The following is a 22,149-nucleotide window of genomic DNA, read 5'->3' on the forward strand; positions in this document are numbered from 1 at the left end:
GCCCGCGCCGTCGCGCGCCGCTGCCCTACCCGCGCGCGTGCTCGGCCTGCAGCCGCGCCTTCGCGTCGACGAGCAGCGCCGCATGCGTGTCGCGATGCTGGCGGATCCGCTCGGTCGGCCCGACGACCGACAGCCCGTACCAGTCGCCGTCGAGCGTCAGCGCGACCGCGATCGCCGATAGCTCCGGCGCGCTCTCGCCGAAATTCTCGGCCCAGCCGAGTTCGCGAAACCGCGCGGTCTGCGCGACGAGCGCCGGGAGGTCGGCCACCGTCGCGTCGGTAAAGCGTTCGAACGGCAGTTGCGCGCCGAGCGCCTGCTGCGCATCGCTCGCGAGTTCCGCGAAAATCGCCTTGCCGATCGAGTTCGCATGCAGCGGCCGCAGCTCGCCCGGCTGACGCGTATAGCGGATCGCCTGTTCCGATTCGACGACGTCGAGATACGTGACCGACGCACCCTGGATCTTGCCGAGCACCGCCGTTTCGCGGCTCGCGTCGCGCAGCGCGATGAGGTGCGGATGCACGATGTCGACGACCGGATCGGTCGCGTCGATCGCGGCGGCGACCGTCTGCAGGCGTCGCGTCGGATAGTAGCCGCCGCGCTTGCGCACTTCGTACAGATAGCCGCGGCTCACGAGCGTGCGCGCCATCGCGAGGCAACTCGACGCCGGCACATTGAGCAGGCGCGCGAGTTCGGTGAGCGGCAGCGGCCGCCGTTCGGCGGCGAACAGCTCGAACAGGTCGAGCGTGCGGGCAACGAGTTTGACGTCCATGACGAGCGCTTGATTCGGAACGGGAAACCGCGCGCCGGGCGGGCCGCCGGGTCGCTACGGTCAGTATGACTTCGGCAGCCCGAGCACCTTCTCCGCGATGTAGCACAGGATCAGTTGCGGACTCACGGGCGCGAGCCTCGGAATCATACACTCGCGCAGATAGCGCTCGACGTGATATTCCTTCGCGTACCCCATCCCGCCGTGCGTCGCGATCGCCGTCTGGCACGCGTGGAACGCGGCTTCCGCGCCGAGGTATTTGGCCGCGTTCGCCTCCGCGCCGCACGACTGGCCCGCGTCGTAGCGCGTCGCGGCCTTCATCACCATCAGCCACGCGGCCTCGAGCTGCATCCACGCCTGCGCGAGCGGATGCTGGATCGACTGGTTCTGCCCGATCGGCCGGCCGAACACGACGCGCTCGCACGCATACTGCGTCGCGCGGCGCAGCGCGGCCTGCCCGAGGCCGATCGCCTCGGCCGCGATCAGGATCCGTTCGGGGTTCAGCCCGTGCAGCAGATAGCGGAAGCCGTCGCCTTCGTGGCCGATCAGGTCGTCGCGCGACACGCGCAGGTTGTCGATGAACAGCATGTTCGAATCGACCGCCTTGCGGCCCATCTTCTCGATCTCGCGCACTTCGACATGCGAACGGTCGAGGTCGGTATAGAACAGGCTCAGCCCGTCGGTCGGCTTCGCGACCTGGTCGAGCGGCGTCGTGCGCGCGATGATCAGCATCTTGTTCGCGACCTGCGCAGTCGAGATCCAGATCTTGCGTCCGCTCAGCACGTAGTGATCGCCGTCGCGGCGCGCCTGCGTGCTCAGGTGCGTGGTGTCGAGCCCCGCATCGGGTTCCGTTACTGCAAAACACGCCTTGTCGTGGCCGGCGATCAGCGGCGGCAGGAAGCGCGCCTTCTGCGCGTCGTTGCCGAACACCTGCACCGGGTTCAGCCCGAAGATGTTCATGTGGACGGCCGACGCGCCGGACAGCCCCGCGCCCGACGCGCTGATCGTGCGCATCATCAGCGCCGCCTCTGTCATCCCGAGCCCGGCGCCGCCGTAGGCCGGGTCCATCGCGATGCCGAGCCAGCCGGCGTCGGCGAGCGCCGCGTGGAAATCGGCGGGAAACCCGCCGGCGCGATCGCGTTCGAGCCAGTAGTCGTCGCCGAAGCGTTCGCAGATTTTCTCGATCGCGCTTTCGATCGCGCGCTGGTCGTCGGTCAGGTCGAACTGCATGGACTGCTCTCCCGGAAAGCGTGAACGGCCGCGCCGCTCACAATGGAAACAGGCCCGTCGCGACCGCGGCGAAGACCATCAGCACGGTGGCGGCGAACAGGAACGGAATCGTGAATTTCTGGTGCTCGGCGAGCTCGACGCCGGTCAGGCCGACGATCAGGAACGTCGCGGGCGTGAGCGGGCTCACCGGAAAGCCCGTCGTCATCTGGCCGAGCAATGCGGCCTGCGCCATCTGGATCGGCGGCACGCCGAGCAGCTTGCCGCTCTCCGCGAGCACCGGCAGCACACCGAAGTAGAACGAGTCGGGATCGAACAGCAGGCTGAGCGGCATCGACAGCAGCCCGAGCACGAACGGCATGTGGCGCGCATGCTCGACGGGCACGTGCGCGACGACGACCTCGGCCATCGCCTTCAGCATCCCTGTGCCGGACATGATGCCGGTGAACGCGCCGGCCGCGAGCAGCACGCTCGCCATCATCAGTGCGGCCTTCGCATGCGCGTCGATCCGCTCGCGCTGTGCCTGGACGTCCGGATAGTTGATCACCAGCGCGGCGACCGTGCCGAGCATGAACATCACCATCGGGTCGACGATGCCCGACACCAGCGTGCCGAGCACGACGAGCGTGAGCGCGACGTTGATCCCGAAGCGTCCCGGGCGGCGCAACGCGCGTTCGGCGTCGGTCAGCTCGCGCGGCGCGATCGCGAGCGCGGCCGCGCCGGCGCGGTCGAGCCCGAGCCGTTTCGCCTCGCGCACGCCGAGCACGTACGCGGTGCCGAACACGAACACGAGCCCGACGATCTGCACCGGGATCATCGGCGTGAAGATCGTCGAACCGGGAATGTGCAGCGCGGCCGATGCGCGCAGCATCGGGCCGACCCACGGCAGGAAGTTGACGCCGGCCGCCATCGACGCGACGCACGCGAGGATACGGCGATCCATCCCGAGCCGCGTATAGAGCGGCATCATCGCGGGCAGCGTGACGAGAAACGTGACCGCGCCCGAGCCGTCGAGATGGATCAGCAGCGCGAGCAGCGCCGAGCCCATCACGATGCGCGGCGGATGGCAGCCGATCACGCGCAGCACGCCCGCGATGATCGGGTCGAGCATCCCCGCATCGGTGAGGATTCCGAAAAATAGAATCGCAAAAACGAACATCCCGGCGATCGGGCCGATGTTCTGTACGCCGTGCACGACGAACTTGCCGGTCTGCAGTCCGAAACCGGCCGCGAGCGACGCGGCCACCGGCACGACGATCAGCGCGACGAGCGGCGACAGCCGCTTCGTGATGATCAGGCCGAACAGCGCGACGATGGCGACCGCGCCGATCCATGCGAGCATGATGCGTCTCCTCTTCAGCCGGCGCGCATCGACGGGCGTGTCGATGCGCGGGCCGACGTGATGTCCGAATGTGGGTGTGCGCGGCGCGCGGCCGTGCGCCGCTGTGCGGCACGGCCGACGCCGCGATGCCGGTCAGGTGCGGCGGTGGTCGTCGTTGCCGTTGTCGTCCTCGAACACCTGCGCCGCATGTTCGTTCAGCGCGGGCGGCGGCCGCCGGTACGTGGCCGGCGTGCGGCCGAGCTTGATCGGCGACGCGATGCCGCGGTGCCGGCCCAGCTCGACCTTCATCTTCCGGTGCGCGACATGCGGATGGTCGAGCGCCGCGTCGAGCCCGAGCACGGGCGCGCACGGCACGCCGCGGCGCATCAGGTGCTCGGCGAGCGTCGCGCCGTCGTGCGCGGCCAGCGCCGTTTCGAGCAGCGTGCGCAGCGCGGCGCGGTGCTGGCTGCGCGCGCGGTTGTCCGCGAAACGCGGATCGTCGAGCCAGTCGCGCGTGCCGAGCACGTCGCACAGCGCGGCGAACTGCCCGTTGTTGCCGACCGCCAGGAAGATGTCGGCGCCCGCCGTCGGAAAGCTGTCGTACGGCGTGATGTTCGGATGCGCGTTGCCGGTGCGCACGGGCGCGTTGCCCGAATGAAAGAAGTTCGGCGTATGCGGATGGAGGATCGACAGCGCGCAGTCGAACAGCGTCGATTCGACGAACTGGCCGCGCCCGCTCGCATCGCGCTCGCGCAGCGCCATCAGCACGCCGAGCGCCGCGTTCAGCCCCGTGACGAGATCGACGATCGGCACGCCGACGCGCAGCGGGGCACCGCCGGCTTCGCCGTTGACGCTCATCAGCCCGGCCAGCGCCTGCACGGCCGCGTCGTAGCCCGGCAGCCCGCCGAGCGGGCCGTCCGCGCCGAAACCCGACACGCGGCAATACACGAGGCGCGGAAACCGCGCCTGCAGCGCGTCGAACCCGAGCCCCCAGCGCTCCATCGTGCCGATCTTGAAATTCTCGACCAGCGCGTCCGCGCGTTCGAGCAGCCCGAGCAGCCGCTCGCGATCGGCCGGCTGCGTCAGGTCGAGCGCGATGCCGAGCTTGTTGCGGTTCACGCCGAGGAAATACGACGCGGTGTCGCCGTCGAACGGCGGGCCCCACGTGCGCGTCTCGTCGCCGGACGGCGGCTCGACCTTGATCACCTCCGCGCCGTGGTCGGCGAGGATCTGGGTCGCGTACGGGCCGCCCAGCACCCGCGACAGATCGATGATGCGCAATCCCGCCAGCGCGCCCTGCTGCTCGTGTTCCGCCATGCGTCTCGCTCCTGGTTCCGGTCGATCGGACTGCCGGTTCCGGTGGCCGGGCGCTTGCGCGCGGCTTCTCCGGATTCGACGAATAATTCTTGTACGTGAATTTATATTCACACCGGAGAATTATGTTGTCAAGCCCGGAGGGACCCGGCTGCCGCGCGGATCGCGTCGTCGCGCGCAAGCGGGAACGACGCCGAACGCAGGCCGGTTGCGGTGACGCCCCGCCGTTCGCTAAGCTGACGGATCACGTTCATCCCGAACGACACGAGACGGAATCTCCATGAAACGATTGTGGCTGGCGGCCCTCGTGCTGGCGTCGACGCTGGGCGTCGCGCATGCGCAGAACCAGACTTTCCATTTCGGCGAAGGGCAAACCGGGATGCCGGGCGCCGCGCCGCATGCCGCCGCGCCGGCGGCCCGGCCCGCGCCCGCACGTCGGCACGTGACCGCGCCGTCGCCCCATCACCGGCGTGCGGTTCACAAGCGCCGCCATTCGCGCCACACGAAGCCGACGCGCAGCGGGATCTACACGCACGCGTGAGCTTTCGTCCATTCCGCCGTGCGACCGCGGTGCACGGAACTGTCACGAACGGCCGGTAACATCGGCGCGGCGGCTTGCATGCCGTCGCCGCCTGCTGTCGGACGACGGCCGCCGGCGTGCACTTCTCTCCACGATTCAGCACCTGTCTTGCCAGAACATGAGCACCGGGCCGGATACCCTCGCCGTCATCAAGGAACGCGCCACGATCGTGTGCCGCCAGCGCAGCAGCGTGCTGCTGGTCGCGCGCACCACGGCGCGCTGGTCGCTGCCGGGCGGCACGATCCGGCGCGGCGAGACGCCGCTCGAAGCCGCGCGGCGGGAACTCGCGGAGGAAACCCGGCTCGAGGGACTCGCGCTCGACTACGCGGTGCAGTTCGGCGGGCTGACGAAGTTGCATCACGTGTTCGTGGCCGACGTGCCGGCGCACCTGATGCCGCGCGCGAGCAACGAGATCGCCCACTGCAAGTGGTTCGCGGTCGACCGGCTCGACACGCTGCGAGCGAGCGTGCCGACACGCAAGATCATCGAGCTGCTGCGGCTCGACTGTTTTCTGCATTCGTGAGCGAACCGCTTCGCTAAGGTCGATGCCGGCTCAGGCTTGGGCACGGCTCGCGGCGATTACGCGCGCAGGAATGGGCCAGCCTTGCGTTCGAGCAGCGCGACGAGTTCGGGCTGCATGAACGCGTAGCGGTCGGGGATATCGAGGCAGACGATCTTCCGGTGCTTCAGATGCGCACCGAATTGCGCCGACAGTCGCGCTTTGTGCGCGCGCTCCATCACGAACACGATGTCCGCCCAATCGAGCTGCTCGGCGGACAGCCGCACGTCCGCGTCGGGCGCGAGGCCCGCGGAGTCGGTTTCGACGCCCGGCCACGCGGCGAACACCGCTTCGGCCGTCGGGCTGCGCAGCCGGTTGCGGCTGCAGAGGAACAGAGCACGTGCCATGTCGCTTCGCGGCCGCCCGGAGGCCGGCTCAACCCTGCGGAATCGTGCCCGGCCGCACGTAGGCGAGCATGTGCGGCACGTAATCGGCCTTGCCGAGTTCGACGCCGTGATGGCGCAGGATCGCGTACGCGGCGATCGCGTGAAAGTAGAACTGCGGCAGCGCCCAGTCGCGCGCGTACTGTTCGCCGGTCATGTCGAACGCGATCCCGTTCGGCATCTCGAGCGAGATCGGCAGCGCTGCGCCGCCATCGAGCGCATCCGGTGCGAGTTCGCCGAGAAAGGCGAGCGTGCCGGAGATGAGCGCCTGCGCATCGGCCGGCGAGCCAGGTTGCGCATCGGCATTCCAGCCCGCCTCGCGCAACGCGAGCAATGCCGCCGGCAGCGGTTCGCCGCGCAGCCGGTGCACCGGCTCCATCGCCTGGAAACACGAGAAGCGCACCTGCGCGGCGAGCGGATACATGTCGGGCGCGAGCCTCAGCGTCATCGCCGCGTCGGGTTCGTCACCGGCGGCCTGCCGGTGGGCGACGGCCTTGTCGAGCCACGCTGACTGGGCGCGCAGCATCTGGGTGTAGGTCGGAACGAGAAGTTGGGTCGGTGACACGCATGCGCTCCTGTGCTGAGGGTTCGCGCCACACGATAGCAGCGTCGGCGCGAACCTGCATCCCGGCCGGGCGCAGACGGGCGCAAACGCATGCCGTTACGGCTTGCCGTGCCGCGCGAGGAACCGGTCGAACTGCGACGCGAACGTCTTGCCGTCGCGCGCGCTGAACGGCGCCGGCCCGCCGGTGTCGATGCCCGCGCTGCGCAACTGGTCCATCATCGCGCGCGTCGACAGGCGCTCCTCGATGTTCTCGCGGCTGAACCAGTTGCCGCGCGGGTCGAGCGCGTGCGCGCCCTTGTCGAGGACGGCGGCGGCCAGCGGGATGTCGGCGGTGATCACGAGGTCGCCGGGTTCCGCCAGCTCGACGATGCGCGCGTCGGCCACGTCGAAGCCGGCTGGCACCTGCACGGCCTTGATGAACGGCGACGGCGGCGTACGCAGAAACTGGTTCGCGACCAGCGTCACGTGGATTTCGGCGCGACGCGCGGCGCGAAACAGCATGTCCTTGATGACGGCGGGACATGCGTCGGCATCGACCAGTACTTGCATGGCGGGAGTGTCCAGTGGGCAGAAGCGCAAACGCCGATCATAGCGCACCGCCGACCGGCCATCAGCCGGCGAGATCCGTGCGAAGCGCGTCGACCGTCATCCATCGCGCGCCCCACGCCGCGGCGAGCCGCGCGCCCTGCCCGATTCGCACGGCCGCATCGTCGAAGTCGACGAACACGACGTGATCGGCCGCCGCGGGTCTGGCCGGCATCTCGCGCGTGCGGCCGTCGGACAGCACCCACAGCCAGCGCTGCTTGCCGGGCTCGCGGCGAGCGGCGCGGGCAAGCAACTGCGCGGCGGTCGCGATACCGTCCGCGAGCGGCGTGCCGCCGCCGCCGTCGACCGGCTCGAGCCAGCGCGCGTTCCACCAGCGCGGTACGGCCGGGCCGAAGCGCCGCGCGGCGCCGTTGCCGCCGAAGCAGATCAACGCGGTTTCGACGCGTGCGCGCGCAGCCTGATCGAAATACGCGACGATCAGCCCCTTCGCGAGCGCGAGCCGCTCATGCGACAACATCGACGCCGAACAGTCGAGCACGAAGCAATGTAGCGCGTGCGGCGTGCCCGCGCGTTTCCCGTAGCGCAGATGATCGCGATGCAGCGGGCCGCCGCGTTTCGCGGCGAGCGTCGCCGGCCACGCGACGGCCGTGCCGGCGCGCGCCGTGCCCGGCACGCGCGCGGCGGCGCCTGTCTGCCATCGAGGACCGCGAATCGCGTTCGCGGCGGCGCCGGCTCGATGGCTCAGCGTTTTTTTAGCGGCAGCGGCACCACGCTTTTCACGTCGCGCAGCCCGGTCGGTTCGGGCGGCAGGTAGCCCCAGTCGCCCTGCGATGCGGACGCGTCGGCCTCTGTGTCGTCGGTGCCGCCGTGTCGCTTGTCGGGCTGCCGTGGTGTATCCGAGCGCAAACGATCGTCGTGCTCACCACCTTGCTGCGACGGCGGCGGCCCCGCATGGCGCCGATGCCGCAGCACGGCTTCGGCCACGCGCGCCACATGCGACACCGTCACCGCGTCGGCCTGCTCCAGCGCGGCCAGCGCACGCGCGGCGCGCAGCATCACGAGATCGGCGCGCAACCCGTCGACGGCCGCGTCGATGCACAGCGCGCTGACGCGCGCATGGACCGCATCATCGAAATCCAGCGTCGCCAGCCGCGCACGCGCCGCATCAATCCGGTCCGCGAGTGCCCGCTGGGCCGCCGCGTGACGCGCGCGAAACGCATCCGGATCGAGATCGAACGCGAGACGCGCCTTCACGATCCGCTCGCGCTGGGCGGCGTCGAAGCAGTTCTCCAGCTCGACCATCAGCCCGAAGCGGTCGAGCAGTTGCGGACGCAACTCGCCTTCCTCGGGATTCATCGTGCCGACGAGCACGAAGCGCGCGTCGTGCGCATGCGACACGCCATCGCGCTCGACGATGTTCACGCCGCTCGCGGCGACGTCGAGCAGCGTATCGACGAGCCCGTCGGCGAGCAGGTTCACTTCGTCGACATACAACACGCCCCGATGCGCGCGCGCCAGCAGGCCCGGCCGGAAACGCACGCCGTTTTCGGCCAGCGCGTGCGCGAGATCGAGCGTGCCCGTCACCTGCTCGTCGCTTGCCGACAGCGGCAGCGTGACGAACTGCCCTTCCGGCAGCAGCTCCGCGAGGCCGCGCGCCGCGGTCGATTTCGCGGTGCCGCGCGGGCCGCTGACGAGCACGCCGCCGAGCGACGGGTCGATCGCGGCGAGCAGCAGCGCCTGCTGCAACGCGTCCTGCGCGACGAGCGCCGCAAACGGAAAAACCGCGCGGGCGCGGTGCGTCGTCGGATCGGTCATCGCCGTCCTCCTTCCTGACGTTGTTCGCTGGCGAGCCAGATCGCCTCGATCCGCTCGCGATAAGGGCCCGGCTGCTGCCACAGCCCGCGCTGCATCGCTTCGACGAAGCGCTCGCAGATGCCGTGCAGCGCGTTCGGGTTGTGCCGTTCGAGAAACGCGCGGGTGGCGTCGTCGAACAGGTACGCGTCGGCGACGAGCGCGTACTGGTGATCGGACAGCACGCGCGCGGTCGCGTCGTAGCCATACAGGTAATCGACGGTCGCGGCGAGTTCGGCCGCACCCTTGTAGCCGTGACGCTTCACGCCGTCGAGCCATTTCGGGTTGACGACGCGCGAGCGGATCACGCGCGCGATTTCCTCGCGCAGCGTGCGCATCTTCGGCGCGACCGGGTTCGCATGGTCGCCGTGATAGATACTCGGCTGCTGCCCGGACAGGTGCCGCACCGCCGCCGTCATTCCACCCTGGAACTGGTAGTAGTCGTTCGAATCGAGAATGTCGTGCTCGCGGCTGTCCTGGTTCTGCACGACGACGTCGATCGTCGCGAGCCGCTCGCCGAACACGTCGGGCGCGGCGTCGCCCGCACTGTTCTGCGCGTATGCATGGCCGCCCCATCGACGGTAGGCATCCGCGAGATCGGCGTCGGTCTGCCAGCGCCGCTGGTCGATCAGGTCCTGCAGGCCCGCGCCGTAGCTGCCCGGCCGCGCGCCGAACACGCGCCAGCCGGCGCGGCGGCGCGCTTCGTCGGGCGCCATGCCCTGCGCGACCCACTTCTCGCGTTCGCGCTCGATGCGCGCGCGGATCGGGTTCAGTTCCTCGGGCTCGTCGAGCGCGGCAACCGCCTGCACGGCCGCGTCGAACAGATGCATCAGGTTCGGGAACGCATCGCGGAAGAAACCGGACACGCGCAGCGTCACGTCGATGCGCGGCCGGTCGAATATCTCGATCGGCAAAATCTCGAAGTCGGTCACGCGGTGGCTGCCGTGCGCCCATTTCGGCCGCACGCCGAGCAGCGCGAACGCCTGCGCGATGTCGTCGCCGCCGGTGCGCATCGTGGCCGTTCCCCAGACCGACAGCCCGATCGCGCGCGGATAGTCGCCGTGATCCTGCAGATGGCGTTCGATCAGTTGCTGCGCGGATTTCAGCCCGAGCGACCACGCGGCCTGCGTCGGCACCGCGCGCGTGTCGACCGAGTAGAAATTGCGGCCCGTGGGCAGCACGTCGGGACGGCCGCGCGACGGCGAACCGCTCGGCCCCGGCGGCACGAAGCGGCCGTCGAGCCCGCGCAGCAACTGCCGCATTTCCTCGCCGCCGCACGCGTCGAGCGCAGGCAACAGCGTCGAACGCACGCGTTCGAGCACCGCGAGCGTATGCGGCCATTCGCCGGGCGGCGGAATGTCGAGGCCGGAATCCTCCGAAGCGGTTCCGCACACGACGTTGAGCCAATGCTGCGCCAGCCGTTCGAGCCGCTCGCGCGTATCGCCCGCATGCCGCCACGGCGACGCGTCGAGCGTTTGCAGCACGGCCGGCCGCGGCCCGGTCCACGGTGCGGCCCAGTCGGCCGAAAGCGGGTCGAAATCGTTGCCGAGCCCCAGATCGCGCGCGAGCGCGCCGATCAGGCCAGCCCGTTCGTCCTTGCCGTCGCCGACCGGAAAACGTGCCAATGCAAGCAGCGTGTCGCGCCGCTGGCGCTCGACCGGCGACGCGCCGAACACGTGCAGCCCGTCGCGGATCTGCGCTTCCTTCAATTCGCACAGCCATGCATCGACGCGCGTGAGCAGCGCGTCCTCGTCGCCCGCATCGCGCGGCGGCGACACGCTCAGTTCGTCATGCAGACGATGCTCGGCGATCGTCGCGAGGATCGTCTTGCGCAACAGCTTCGCGCGCCGCGCATCGACCATCAGCGCTTCATAGTATTCGTCGACCTGCCGTTCGAGATCCTGCAGCGGGCCGTAGTTTTCCGCGCGCGTGAGCGGCGGCATCAGGTGATCGACGATCACCGCCTGCGCGCGGCGCTTCGCCTGGCTGCCCTCGCCCGGATCGTTGACGATGAACGGATACAGATGCGGCAGCGGCCCGAGCGTCAGGTCGGGCCAGCATGCGTCGGACAGCGCGACGCTCTTGCCCGGCAGCCATTCGAGGTTGCCGTGCTTGCCGAGATGGATGACCGCGTCGACGCGATACGCATCGCGCAGCCAGAAATAGAACGCGAGATACGCGTGCGGCGGCACGAGATCCGCATCGTGGTAGCTCGCGTAGTCGTTGTCGTCGCGCGAGCGCGACGGCTGGATGCCGACGAACACGTTGCCCGCGCGCCAGCCGGCGATCGTGAAGCGCTGCTGCCGCAGCGTCGGGTCCGCTTCGGGCGGCCCCCAGCGTTCGTTCAGCGCGTCGCGCACGGCCGCCGGCAGTCGCGCGAAGCGCGCAACGTAGTCGGCCAGCGCGTAACTCTGAAACGCGGGACGCAGCGTGCGCACGGCGGGATCGTTGGTCACGCCTTCGGTGAGTTGCGCGATCAGCGCATCACCGTCAGACGGCAGATCGGCCACCGTGTAGCCCGCATCGCGCAGCGCCGCGAGCACGCGCAGCGCCGATGCCGGCGTGTCGAGCCCGACGCCGTTGCCGATCCGCCCTTCGCTTTGCGGATAGTTCGCGAGAATCAGCGCGATGCGCTTGTCGGCGTCATCCAGCGTGCGCAGCCGGCACCAGCCGCGCGCAAGCGCCGCGACGAACGCGATCCGCTCCGCATCCGGCTGGTAGCGCACGACGTCGACTTCAGTGTGCGGGCAACGATACGCGAGCCCCTTGAAGCTCACCGCGCGCGTGACGATGCGCCCATCGACTTCGGGCAGCGCGACATGCATCGCGATGTCGCGGGCGTGCAGCCCCTGGTTGTCGGCCACCCACGCGTCGCGATTGCCGCCGGACAGAATCACCTGCAGCACCGGCGCGTCGCCGGCCAGCACGTCGGGCTCGGCGCTGTCGATCGCGCCGGCCGCGAACGCGGTGGTGTTGAGCACGAGCGCGACGCCATGCGTGTCGCACAGCTGCGTGATGACCTCGCGGCTCACCGCGTCCTTCAGCGACGTCACCGCGATCGGCAGCGGATTCAATCCTTCGTCGATCAACGCATCGGCCAGCGCGTCGAACACGGCCGTGTTCGCGGCCTGCCAGTGCGCGCGATAGAACAGGATCGCGACGACCGGCGCGCCCGGCGTCCAGCGCGGCCGCCAGTCGTCGACGCTCGCGCGGTCGCGCGCCGGGTGATACAGCGCGGCGGCCGGCAGCGGGCGCGGCGGTTCGGGCTCGTCGCCGAACCCGAGCGTGTGAAACGCGATACTGCGCAGCAGCGCGTCGGCGTTGTGCACGCCGCCTTCGCGCAGATAGCGCCACCACAGCCGGCACAGCTCGGCCTCGACCGTGCTCTTCGCGACGAGGTTCGGGTCCTCCTGCAGGTCGCCCGAGAACATCGCGAGCTGCTGCCCGCGCTTCGACGCGAGCGACACGGCCTGCTCGATCCCGTACGGCCAGTACGCTTCGCCGCCGAGATGATCGATCACGACCGTCTTCGCGTGACGCAGCACGTCGTCGACATAGAAATCGACCGACGCAGGCTGCCGCAGGAACGTGACGTTCGCGAGCCGCACGCTCGGGAACCCGGCCGGCAAGTGCGGCACGACGCTCGCGAGCAGCGACAGCGTCGTGTCGGCCGAACTCAGGATCACGATGTCGGCCGGCTGCTGGTCGATCCTGACGACGCCCTGCGTATCGTCGACGAAGCCGCCCGGCGTGGTGCGCAACAGATGCATCGTGCGTTACGCCTGTTGCGGCTCGGCCGCGCATGCGGCGTCGAACGCGCGTTGCAGCGCGGCCGCGTCGAGATCCTCGCCGATCAGCACGAAGCGGCTCGCGCGCGTTTCGCCGTCCTGCCAGCGGCGGTCGAAATAGCTGTCGAAGCGGCGGCCGACGCCCTGGATCACGAGCCGCATCGGCGCGCCGGGCAGCGCGGCGAAACCTTTCGCGCGATAGATCGTGTGCGCTTCGACCACCCGCTGCAATGCGGCGATCGTCGCTTCGCGCGTGCCGGCGTCGCCCGACACCACCACCGAATCGAAATCGTCGTGATGATGATCGTGATCGCCGTCGTCGGCCGAGCCGTGATGGTCGTGCCGCAGATGGATCGTGTCCTCCGACGCCGATTCGAGGCCGAGCAGCATCGCGAGATCGAGCTCGCCGCGCGTCGCACGCACGATCTTCACCTGCGGCGGGATTTCTTCGCGGATCGCGGTTTCGATCTGCGCGAACTCGGCGTCGCCGACGAGGTCGGCCTTGTTCACGATCACGAGATCGGCTGACGACAGTTGATCGGCGAACAGTTCGTGCAGCGGCGATTCGTGGTCGAGGTTCGGATCGGCGCGGCGCTGCGCGTCGACGGCCTGCGGGTTTTCCGCGAACTGGCCACTCGCGGCGGCCGGCCCGTCGACGACGGTCACAACCGCGTCGACCGTGAAGCTGTTGCGGATCGTCGGCCAGTTGAACGCCTGCACGAGCGGCTTCGGCAGCGCGAGGCCCGACGTCTCGATCAGCACGTGGTCGATGTCCGCGCGGCGCTCGACGAGTGCTTCCATCACCGGATAGAACTCTTCCTGCACGGTGCAGCACAGGCAGCCGTTCGCGAGTTCGTACAGCTGGCCCGACGCTTCGCTCTGCGCGCCGTCGGCATCGTCGCAGCCGATGCCGCAGCCCTTGAGGATTTCGCCGTCGATGCCGAGCTCGCCGAATTCGTTGACGATCACCGCGATGCGGCAGCCTTCGGCGTGCTGCAGGATATGGCGCATCAGCGTCGTCTTGCCGCTGCCGAGAAAGCCCGTGACGATCGTGACGGGCAGCTTGCGTAGGGTCATGGTAGGTCCGGTGTCGAAGAGGGAATCAGGACGGGATCGTCGCGTCGGGGGCGGCGCGGCCATTCAGCGGGCGGTGCGCGGGAAGCTCGCCGCGTGATCCGCGCGGACAGTCGCACGGCGGGCGGAACAACGAATCGGACATGGTGCTTCCTTGCGAACGGTCGACATCGTGAATGCCAACACGGCTGCGGCCGTGGACGATGCGCCGCCTCCCCGCGGCGCTGAACCCCAACGTTTAGGCCGGTATCCGGGCTGACGAACACGCCGCTTCGCCTTCCCGGATGCGCGGCATCCAGTGGCAGTCGTCCGCATGCGCATGGCATGCGGCGAAGCGGCGCTGCGTGGCGCTTCTCGCGCGACGCGTTCGCTTACCGTTGCGGGGGCAGCACAGGTTGGCTCGACTGCGGTGCAGGCAGGCTCCCTGTTTCCCGTTTAACTGCGCGTGCCGGAGCGGCGCGCGCGAGCACCAAAACGCGTGCGAGTGTAGGCGGCGGGGCCGGGAGCGTCAAGGCGAGCGGCCCTCAGCGAACGCGAATGATTGTCGTTTTCAACTGATCGGGATAAACTTCGCCGACAACAACGCAAACCACCGCGCAACGGCAATGTGAGGCAATCACTCAGTCATCCTTAAATTTTCATGTCGAAACGACAGATATCCGGGCGGCGCTTTCCTGTGCTGGCCCTGTCGCTGTGCTCGCTCGCCGGCGTGGCCTCCTTCCCTGCGCCGGCGGCCGAGTTCGACGACGAACTGCCCGCGCTCGAGGTGCGCAGCCGCCGTCATCCGAACGATCCGCGCGCCGAAAGCGTGAGCACGGCAACCCGCACCGCGAGCGATCCGCGCGACGTCCCGCAAACCATCGACAGCGTCGCAGTCGACGAAACGCTGTCCTACGGCGGCCGCACGCTGGCCGACGCGCTGGCCGGCGTGCCGGGCGTGTCCAATACGTCGGATACGCGCTTCGATTCGTTCCGCATTCGCGGCTTTTCCGCCGCGGGCGACCTGTTGCTCGACGGCATGCGCGACGATGCGCAATACGTGCGCAGTCTCGGCAACATCGAACGCGTCGAAGTGCTGAAGGGGCCGGCGGCGGCGCTGTACGGGCGCGGCAGCGGCGGCGGCGTCATCAACCGGATCACCAAGCAGCCGTTGCCGGAAAACTTCGGCCATCTGTCGGCGGCGACCGGCAGTGATGGACGGCTCGGCGCATCGGTCGATCTCAACCGGATGCTGTCGAGCGCATGGAGCGTGCGGCTCAATGCCGGACGCGAACACGCCGGCAGCTTCCGCGACCACGTCGACGGCACGCGCCAGACCATCGCGCCGTCGATCAAATGGCGGGACGCGCGGCGCAGCTGGCTGCTGCAGTTCGAATACGACGCGTACCGACGCGTGCCAGATCGCGGCATCCCGGCGCCGGTCGCCGCGCTCGACGCGGCCGGCAAACCCGTTGCGTACTCACTGCCGTCCGAGCGGCGCGCGACCTTCTTCGGCGCGGCGGGACGCGACACCATCCGCGACCAGAACATGAACTGGCGCTCGGTCTTCACGCACGCGCTCGGCGGCGACTGGGAACTGCGTCATACGCTGGGCGTGCTGGATTTGCGCAGCACCTTCGACAATACCTACGTCACGCAAAGCTACGTCACGAAGCCGCGCGACTACCGGCGCGTGCAACGGGCGCGCTACCTGCAGGACATGACGCATCTCAACGTGCAGACCGGCGTCGAACTGGGCGGCAAGGTCGCGACCGGACCGGCGCTGCATCATCTGCTGTTCGGCATCGAATACGGCTGGCAGAAACGCAGCCCGACGCTCTGGCAGGCCGACGCGACGCCGGTCCCGATCAGCGGACCGGATCGTTTCGCTCTGGCCGGTTCGGCGCCGCGCCCGTATGCGATGAACCGCCATCGCGTGAGCGACTACGCGATCTTCGCGCAGGACCGCATCGACCTCGGTCGAGCGTGGAAGTTGCTCGGCGGCCTGCGCGGCGAACGTTTCGACGTCGATTCGACCAACGTGCTGAACGATCTGCATTCGCGGCGCACGACGACGGCATGGAGCCCGCGGCTCGGCGTCGTGTGGTCGCCGGTCCGCGCGCACGGCGTGTATGCGTCGTACAGCAAGAGTTTCGCGCCGGTCGGCGGCGACCTGATCGGCATCACGCCGGACGCGCGCGGCAACGCCAACGATCTCGGCCCGCAATACAACCGCCAATACGAGATCGGCGTGAAAAGCGACTGGCGCGGCGGCGCGCTCACCACGACCCTCGCACTGTTTCAGCTCGATCTGTACAACCGCCGCGTCGCCGACCCGGTTCGGCCGGGCTTTTTCGACCTCACCGGCCTCGAACGCAATCGCGGCCTGGAACTGGGCGTCGCCGGCCGGCTCACGGGCGACTGGTTCGTCCGCGGCGGCATCGGCTGGCAACACGCGCGGGTGGTCGACGCCGAGCCGAAGTACGCGGGCAAGCGGTCGGCGGGCGTGTCCGGGGCGAACGGCAGCCTGTTCGTCAGCCATGCGCCGCTGCGCGGATTTTTCGCCGAACTCGGGCTGGTGTACGAAGGTGCGCGTTACGCCGATCGCGACAACCTGCTCGAACTACCCGCCTACGTTCGCTGGGACGGCAAGGCCGGCTATCGCACGCGCGACTTCGAGGTCACGCTGGCGGCCGTCAACCTGACCGATCGCGACTATTACGCGAATGCGACGGGCCTCGCGCAGATCATGCCCGGTGCGCCACGCACGTTCACGCTGACGGCGGCGTACAAGTTCTGACCGCGCGGGCCGCGCCGACGCCCCGCACGGCCGGCCCGCGGGGGACGGCGTCAAGACGAGCGGTCGTCGCGACCGGCGTTTCGGTCCGGATGCTCAGCCGGTTCGCGGCGACTGCTCCGCGATCGCTTCCTGCAGCGCTTGCACTGTATCGGGACGCCCGAAATACCAGCCCTGCGCGCCGATCGACAGCCCCGGGATGTCGAGCATCTGCGCCTGCTCACGGGTCTCGACGCCCTCAAAGACCACGCCGACCCCGAGCCGACGGGCAATCGCGAGGATCTCCGGAATGATCGAGGTGCCGTCATGCTGCGGCGCGGCTGGCAGAAGCGAACGGTCGACCTTGATGTAGTCGATCGGAAGATGCTGCAACAGGCTCAGGCTGGAGTAGCCCGTGCCGAAATCGTCCATGTAGACGGGATGCCCGAGATCGCGCAATTGCCGAAGCGCCGGCACAATTTCCGGCAGTTCCACGGTCGACCGCTCGGTCAGTTCGAAGCCGACATGCTTGCGCGACAATCCGGCCGGCCAGCAACGGTCCAGCGTCGCCATCAGGCTGCCGTCCCGCAGTTCGTCAGCGCTGACGTTGATGGTCACGCGAAAGTCCGGCTCGCTGTCGAACAGCAGGCGCATCTCCCGCAGGACCGTGCGCACGACGAAGGCCGTGACGTCGGCGATCATGCCGGCGCGTTCGGCGTCGGCAATGAATACGTCGGGTGCGGCTGGCCCGTCGATCCAGCGGATCAGCGCCTCGGCGGAGACGATCCGCGATGATGCGCCCAGCGCGACGATCGGCTGATAGCGCAGGACAAATTGCCCGTTTGCCAGCGCTCGACGTATCTGCGCGGGAAGCGCCGTCCACCGTCGGTGCAGCATCAGCGCCCCGAGCCCCAGACAGCAGCCCGCCGCGCCACCGGCGATCCCCAGCAGCCAGGCGGCGTGCCGACTGGCGTTTGCCAGTGCTTGCGGTGTCACGACGACGATCGTGCACACCGGCACGCGGGCCGAGCAGAATGATTTGCCGTCCCGAAACCCCGGCACCTGGCTGGCATCGACGTACGCCGGGACGCCGCGCGCGTCGAGCCCGATGACGAGCGCGGTTGGGTGGCCTTTGAGCCCGATCACGTAGTGCAGACCTGACGGCGGCAGTACCCTGAACGCGTCCAGATCCATCAGCAGGTTCGCCCTCCTTCCCGCGACCACGAGCCCAAGCGTGTCGGGGCTCGACAACAACGGCACGGTCCAGAAGGCCGACATCGCGTCGGTCAGCCGGAATGGCTGCCGCTTCGGAGAAAAGGGCCTGGGCAGCATGCCCAGCATCGTCGTGCAAAGCAGATCGGTGCCCGACAGGCGTCCGACGTCCTTGACGTACTTCGACTGCACGGAAGCCGATCGCAACAGGCGCAGGTCTCGCGGCGAGCAGTCCGCGTACGGGGAGGCATCCACGTCGGCAAGCGTCCTGGCCGCCGAATCGAACACAAGGTCGATCTGCTGCACGACTTGCGCCCCCAGCCCCGCAACCGATTGCGCCAGCACGGTCTTCGTAACAAGCGGCCAGGCTTTCAGCGCCAGTCCTGCCGAAACGACCAGCATGCCGATCGCGAGTGCATAACCGGCCCCACTGGAGGTTGTCCATCTGCGTACGTTCGCCATAGGCGCGGCACTTCGCGATGTAGTGGCCATCGCCCTGCAGGTCCGGCAGAGCGAGCCGATTTTGGTATGGGTCTCGTCAGCTTCGTGCGACTGGCAGCCCGAAGCCGGCGCCTTGCTTACGATGTCGACCAGATGATTGCACACCAATATTGCGGGTACGCAATGCTTCTTCCCCGGATTGAGTCCCGGACGGATGCGGGCGCGGTTCGCCGGCCTCGCGCCCGACGCACGCTGTGCTATCGTATGCGCCGCGTTCGGTGCTCGCATGCGCATTCCGCGCATGCAGTTAAACGGGAAACAGGAGGCGGACATCCGCCCGGCCTGTGCTGTCCCCGCAACGGTACGCCGCCCGCGCAACGCGCTTTCCCGCGCGTGCGCCCAGGCCGCCCGCGATGCCACTGCCCTTCGACGGGCGGGAAGGCTGCGGCCTGGCAAGCGGCCAGCCCGGATACCGGCCGACGCAAGGGGCGAGCGCGATGCTCGCCGAACGCCCGATCCGCGGGGAACGGATGGGGTGCGCATTCCACCCGCGTTCGCGCGGGTTTCGCCCGATCCGACATGCACTGCCTGCCCGCCGGCCGCCGATGCGCCGCCCGCCTTCCCTGTTCCACTGTTTCGACACGGTGCGCGCCGTGCCGCGCGCGATGAGCCGCGCGTGGCTGATCGGCGCCGGCCCCGGCGACGCCGACCTGCTGACGCTCAGGGCCGTGCGCGCGATCGGCGCGGCCGACGTGCTGCTCGTCGACGATCTCGTGAACCCCGAGGTGCTGCGCCATGCGCGCGCCGATGCGCTGATCGAGCACGTCGGCAAGCGTGGCGGCCATGCGTCGACGCCGCAGGCGGCGATCGTGGCCGCGATGCTCGCGCACCTGCGCGCGGGCCGCAGCGTCGCGCGGCTCAAGGGCGGCGATCCGTTCGTGTTCGGCCGCGGCGGCGAGGAGCTGATCGCGCTCGGTGCGGCGGGTTGTCCGGTGGAAGTCGTCAACGGGATCACCGCGGGCATCGCCGCGCCGGCCGCGCTCGGCATCCCGGTCACGCACCGCGGCGACGCGCAAGGCGTGATCTTCGTCACGGGCCACGGCGCGGGGGCCGACGAGCCCGACTGGCGCGCACTCGCGGCCACCCGCATGACGATCGTGGTCTACATGGGCATCCGCCGGCTCGACGCGATTGCCGCGGCGTTGCGCGACGGCGGGCTGCCAGCCGACACGCCGTGCGCGGCGATCGAGAACGCGACGCGCCCCGAACAGCGCCACGTCGTCGCGACACTCGATACGCTCGTCGATCGCATCGCGGAAACCGGTATCGGCTCGCCGGCGATCGTCGTGATCGGCCGCGTCGCGGCGCTCGCCGACGATCCGGCGGTGTGTGCGGCGCTCGGCGGCCACGCATGATGCGCGTCGCGCTCGGTGTCGGTTTCCGCGCGGGCGTCACGGCCGCGCAACTCGATGCCGCGATCCGCGCCGCGCTCGCGTGCTACCCGGCCGCCGAACCGGCGCTCGTCGCGACGCTCGCCGACAAGGCGCGCGCCCGTGCGCTGCGCACGCTGTGCGCGCGCCGCGGCTGGCCGCTCGTCGCGTTCGACGCGGCGCAACTCGCGAGCCGCCCGGAACTGGCCGCGAGCGGTCCGTCCGGCGCCGCGCTCGCCCGCTTCGGCATCGCGGGCGTAGCCGAGCCGTGCGCGCAGCTCGCCGCGCCGCACGGCCGGCTGCTCGGCCCCAAATCCATCCGGGACGGCGTGACGGTCGCGCTCGCCGGCCCGCTTTGAACCCATTGTTTCGCTTTCGACAGGACGACTCCCGATGAAGACCGATTCCGAATCCCATCAGCGGATGGCCGAACGCCGCCGCGCCGGCCATGAAAAGAAACAGGCCGCCGCCACCCAGGAAAAGGGCCTGCTGATCGTCCACACCGGCAACGGCAAGGGCAAGAGTACGGCCGCGTTCGGGATGGCCGTGCGCGTGCTCGGCCACGGGATGCGGCTCGGTGTCGTGCAGTTCATCAAGGGCGCGCTGCATACGTCCGAGCGCGACTTCCTCGGCGCGGTCGCGGAGTGCGATTTCGTGACGATGGGCGACGGCTATACGTGGAACACGCAAAACCGCGACGCCGACATCGCGACCGCGCGCAAGGGCTGGGACGAGGCGCGCCGGATGATCGAAAGCGGCGATTACCGGATGGTGATCCTCGACGAGCTGAACACCGTGCTGAAGTACGAATACCTGCCGCTCGACGAAGTGCTCGCGACGCTCACGGCTCGACCGGAGTCGGTGCACGTCGTCGTCACCGGGCGGCACGCGCCCGATGCGCTGATCGATGCGGCCGATCTCGTCACCGAAATGCGGCTCGTCAAGCATCCGTACAAGGAGCAAGGCGTGAAGGCGCAGCGCGGCGTGGAGTTCTGAGCATGCCGGCCTGCCCCGCGCTGTTCGTCAGCGCGCCCGCGTCCGGACAGGGCAAGACGTCGGTGACGGCCGGCCTCGCGCGGCTGCACCGCCGGCTCGGCCGTCGCGTGCGCGTGTTCAAGACCGGGCCGGATTTTCTCGATCCGATGCTGCTCGAACGCGCGAGCGGCGCACCCGTGCATGCGCTCGATCTCGGGATGGTCGGCGAGGCCGGTTGCCGCGCGCTGCTCGCCGACGCCGCGCACGACGCGGACCTGATCCTGATCGAAGGCGTGATGGGGCTATTCGACGGCACGCCGAGCAGCGCCGATCTCGCGGCCGCGTTCGGCGTGCCGGTCGTCGCGGTGATTTCGGCGAAGGCGATGGCGCAAACGTTCGCGGCGATCGCGTTCGGGCTCGCGCGGTTCCGGCCCGAGGTGCCGTTTCACGGCGTGCTGGCGAACCGCGTCGGCTCGGCACGGCACGCGGAATTGCTGCAACAGGCGTTGCCCGACGACCTGCGCTGGCTCGGGCACGTGCCGGCCGATGCAGGCATCGCGTTGCCGGAGCGGCATCTCGGGCTGCATCAGCCGGCCGATATCGACGATCTCGATGCACGGCTCGAGCGCGCGGCCGATGTGCTCGCGCAAACCGCGCTTGTCGAGTTGCCGGCTGCCGTCACGTTCGCGGAACCGGACGTGGCCGCGCCGCTGCCGCGCGCGCTGGCCGGCAAGCGGATCGCGGTGGCGCGCGATGCGGCGTTTTCGTTCATCTATCCGGCCAATCTCGCGTTGCTGGATACGCTCGGTGCCGAGCCGCGGTTCTTCTCGCCGCTCGCCGACGAACCCGTGCCCGACGATTGCGATGCATTGTTTTTGCCGGGCGGCTATCCGGAACTGCACGCGGCGACGCTTGCCGGGAATGCCCTGACCGCACGAACGATTCGCGCGCATGCGGCAGCCGGCCGGCCGATCGTCGCGGAATGCGGGGGGATGGTGTACCTGTGCGAATCGCTGACCGACGTGGACGGCTCGACGACGCCGATGCTCGGCCTGCTGCCCGGGCATGCGACGATGCAGCGCCGGTTCGCGGCGCTCGGCATGCAGCAGCTCGATACGCGCACCGGGCCGATGCGCGGCCATACGTTTCATTATTCGCGGCTGGATACGGCGCTGGCGCCGGTCGCGACCGCGGCCCGGCCCGATGGCGAGGCTGGCAGCGGCGAAGCCGTTTATCGCGCGGGTGCGATCGTCGCGACGTACATGCACATGTACTGGCCGTCGAATCCGGATGCGGTCGTGGCGCTGTTCGGTGGGGAAGCATTCGAGACATGATCGGCCGGCCTTCGGCGGTACGACGCCA

Annotated in this window: 19 protein-coding genes and 2 riboswitches; of the genes, 7 read left to right on the plus strand and 12 right to left on the minus strand. The window is 69.4% G+C overall.

Going from position 1 to position 22,149, the window contains the following annotated elements; translation table 11 throughout:
• Positions 1 to 25 precede the first annotated feature (25 nt).
• From HWX76_RS08100 to HWX76_RS08115, 4 genes are all read right to left on the minus strand, one after another.
• Positions 26 to 769 carry an IclR family transcriptional regulator gene (locus HWX76_RS08100; protein WP_124630386.1) on the minus strand — a complete coding sequence of 248 codons (744 nt, stop codon included), beginning with the start codon at positions 767 to 769 and terminating at the stop codon, positions 26 to 28.
• A 60-nt stretch (positions 770 to 829) separates the two neighbouring features.
• The gene (locus HWX76_RS08105) at positions 830 to 1,996 is read right to left on the minus strand and encodes an acyl-CoA dehydrogenase family protein (protein WP_050012639.1); all 1,167 of its coding nucleotides are present in this window, start codon (positions 1,994 to 1,996) and stop codon (positions 830 to 832) included.
• Positions 1,997 to 2,033: 37 nt separating this feature from the next.
• A complete protein-coding gene (locus HWX76_RS08110; RefSeq protein ID WP_050012638.1) occupies positions 2,034 to 3,335 on the minus strand; it encodes a citrate:proton symporter in 1,302 nt (433 codons plus the stop codon).
• A gap of 132 nt (positions 3,336 to 3,467) precedes the next feature.
• Positions 3,468 to 4,631 (minus strand): CoA transferase, encoded by a 1,164-nt coding sequence (locus HWX76_RS08115; RefSeq protein WP_176015666.1) that lies wholly within the window; start codon positions 4,629 to 4,631, stop codon positions 3,468 to 3,470.
• Positions 4,632 to 4,908: 277 nt separating this feature from the next.
• Between HWX76_RS08115 and HWX76_RS08120 the strand changes: the two genes are divergently transcribed.
• Complete coding sequence (locus tag HWX76_RS08120) at positions 4,909 to 5,169, plus strand: hypothetical protein (protein ID WP_050012636.1); 261 nt, start codon at positions 4,909 to 4,911, stop codon at positions 5,167 to 5,169.
• 157 nt (positions 5,170 to 5,326) lie between these two features.
• Positions 5,327 to 5,731, plus strand: coding sequence for an NUDIX hydrolase (locus HWX76_RS08125; protein ID WP_050012635.1), 405 nt, complete (start codon positions 5,327 to 5,329; stop codon positions 5,729 to 5,731).
• A gap of 56 nt (positions 5,732 to 5,787) precedes the next feature.
• On the opposite strand, the gene HWX76_RS08130 is transcribed toward HWX76_RS08125, so the two are convergent.
• From HWX76_RS08130 to cobW, 7 genes are all read right to left on the minus strand, one after another.
• Complete coding sequence (locus HWX76_RS08130; protein WP_050012634.1) at positions 5,788 to 6,114, minus strand: low molecular weight protein tyrosine phosphatase family protein; 327 nt, start codon at positions 6,112 to 6,114, stop codon at positions 5,788 to 5,790.
• A gap of 28 nt (positions 6,115 to 6,142) precedes the next feature.
• The gene (locus tag HWX76_RS08135) at positions 6,143 to 6,715 is read right to left on the minus strand and encodes a DUF1993 domain-containing protein (RefSeq protein ID WP_176015667.1); all 573 of its coding nucleotides are present in this window, start codon (positions 6,713 to 6,715) and stop codon (positions 6,143 to 6,145) included.
• Positions 6,716 to 6,811: 96 nt separating this feature from the next.
• Positions 6,812 to 7,264, minus strand: coding sequence for a YaiI/YqxD family protein (locus tag HWX76_RS08140; protein ID WP_050012632.1), 453 nt, complete (start codon positions 7,262 to 7,264; stop codon positions 6,812 to 6,814).
• Positions 7,265 to 7,325: 61 nt separating this feature from the next.
• Positions 7,326 to 7,934: a VWA domain-containing protein gene (locus tag HWX76_RS08145; RefSeq protein WP_050012631.1), complete on the minus strand. Its 609-nt coding sequence runs from the start codon at positions 7,932 to 7,934 to the stop codon at positions 7,326 to 7,328.
• Positions 7,935 to 8,002: 68 nt separating this feature from the next.
• Positions 8,003 to 9,076, minus strand: a complete 1,074-nt coding sequence (locus HWX76_RS08150) for an ATP-binding protein (protein ID WP_050012630.1) — start codon at positions 9,074 to 9,076, stop codon at positions 8,003 to 8,005.
• Positions 9,073 to 12,882 carry a cobaltochelatase subunit CobN gene (gene cobN, locus HWX76_RS08155; RefSeq protein ID WP_176015668.1) on the minus strand — a complete coding sequence of 1,270 codons (3,810 nt, stop codon included), beginning with the start codon at positions 12,880 to 12,882 and terminating at the stop codon, positions 9,073 to 9,075. Before cobN ends, HWX76_RS08150 begins: the two co-directional genes overlap by 4 nt.
• A 6-nt stretch (positions 12,883 to 12,888) precedes the next feature.
• A complete protein-coding gene (gene cobW / locus HWX76_RS08160) occupies positions 12,889 to 13,977 on the minus strand; it encodes a cobalamin biosynthesis protein CobW (RefSeq protein WP_176015669.1) in 1,089 nt (362 codons plus the stop codon).
• A 220-nt stretch (positions 13,978 to 14,197) separates the two neighbouring features.
• A riboswitch (cobalamin riboswitch) is annotated at positions 14,198 to 14,463 on the minus strand.
• Between the two features lie 151 nt (positions 14,464 to 14,614).
• Between cobW and HWX76_RS08165 the strand changes: the two genes are divergently transcribed.
• Positions 14,615 to 16,753 carry a TonB-dependent siderophore receptor gene (locus tag HWX76_RS08165; protein WP_176015670.1) on the plus strand — a complete coding sequence of 713 codons (2,139 nt, stop codon included), beginning with the start codon at positions 14,615 to 14,617 and terminating at the stop codon, positions 16,751 to 16,753.
• Between the two features lie 93 nt (positions 16,754 to 16,846).
• On the opposite strand, the gene HWX76_RS08170 is transcribed toward HWX76_RS08165, so the two are convergent.
• Positions 16,847 to 18,343 carry an EAL domain-containing protein gene (locus HWX76_RS08170; RefSeq protein ID WP_176015671.1) on the minus strand — a complete coding sequence of 499 codons (1,497 nt, stop codon included), beginning with the start codon at positions 18,341 to 18,343 and terminating at the stop codon, positions 16,847 to 16,849.
• 298 nt (positions 18,344 to 18,641) lie between these two features.
• A riboswitch (cobalamin riboswitch) is annotated at positions 18,642 to 18,878 on the plus strand.
• Between the two features lie 109 nt (positions 18,879 to 18,987).
• Here HWX76_RS08170 and cobA point away from each other — a divergent pair.
• Genes cobA through HWX76_RS08190 form a run of 4 tightly spaced genes read left to right on the plus strand, consistent with a single transcriptional unit; the run spans position 18,988 to position 22,121 of the window.
• Positions 18,988 to 19,797 carry a uroporphyrinogen-III C-methyltransferase gene (gene cobA / locus HWX76_RS08175; protein ID WP_244137948.1) on the plus strand — a complete coding sequence of 270 codons (810 nt, stop codon included), beginning with the start codon at positions 18,988 to 18,990 and terminating at the stop codon, positions 19,795 to 19,797.
• Positions 19,794 to 20,171 (plus strand): cobalamin biosynthesis protein, encoded by a 378-nt coding sequence (locus tag HWX76_RS08180; RefSeq protein WP_050012625.1) that lies wholly within the window; start codon positions 19,794 to 19,796, stop codon positions 20,169 to 20,171. Before cobA ends, HWX76_RS08180 begins: the two co-directional genes overlap by 4 nt.
• A gap of 34 nt (positions 20,172 to 20,205) precedes the next feature.
• Complete coding sequence (gene cobO, locus HWX76_RS08185; protein ID WP_050012624.1) at positions 20,206 to 20,808, plus strand: cob(I)yrinic acid a,c-diamide adenosyltransferase; 603 nt, start codon at positions 20,206 to 20,208, stop codon at positions 20,806 to 20,808.
• 2 nt (positions 20,809 to 20,810) lie between these two features.
• Positions 20,811 to 22,121: a cobyrinate a,c-diamide synthase gene (locus HWX76_RS08190; RefSeq protein WP_050012623.1), complete on the plus strand. Its 1,311-nt coding sequence runs from the start codon at positions 20,811 to 20,813 to the stop codon at positions 22,119 to 22,121.
• Positions 22,122 to 22,149 lie beyond the last annotated feature (28 nt).

The organism is Burkholderia sp. BCC0398 (assembly GCF_902833245.1).
GTDB lineage: Bacteria > Pseudomonadota > Gammaproteobacteria > Burkholderiales > Burkholderiaceae > Burkholderia > Burkholderia sola.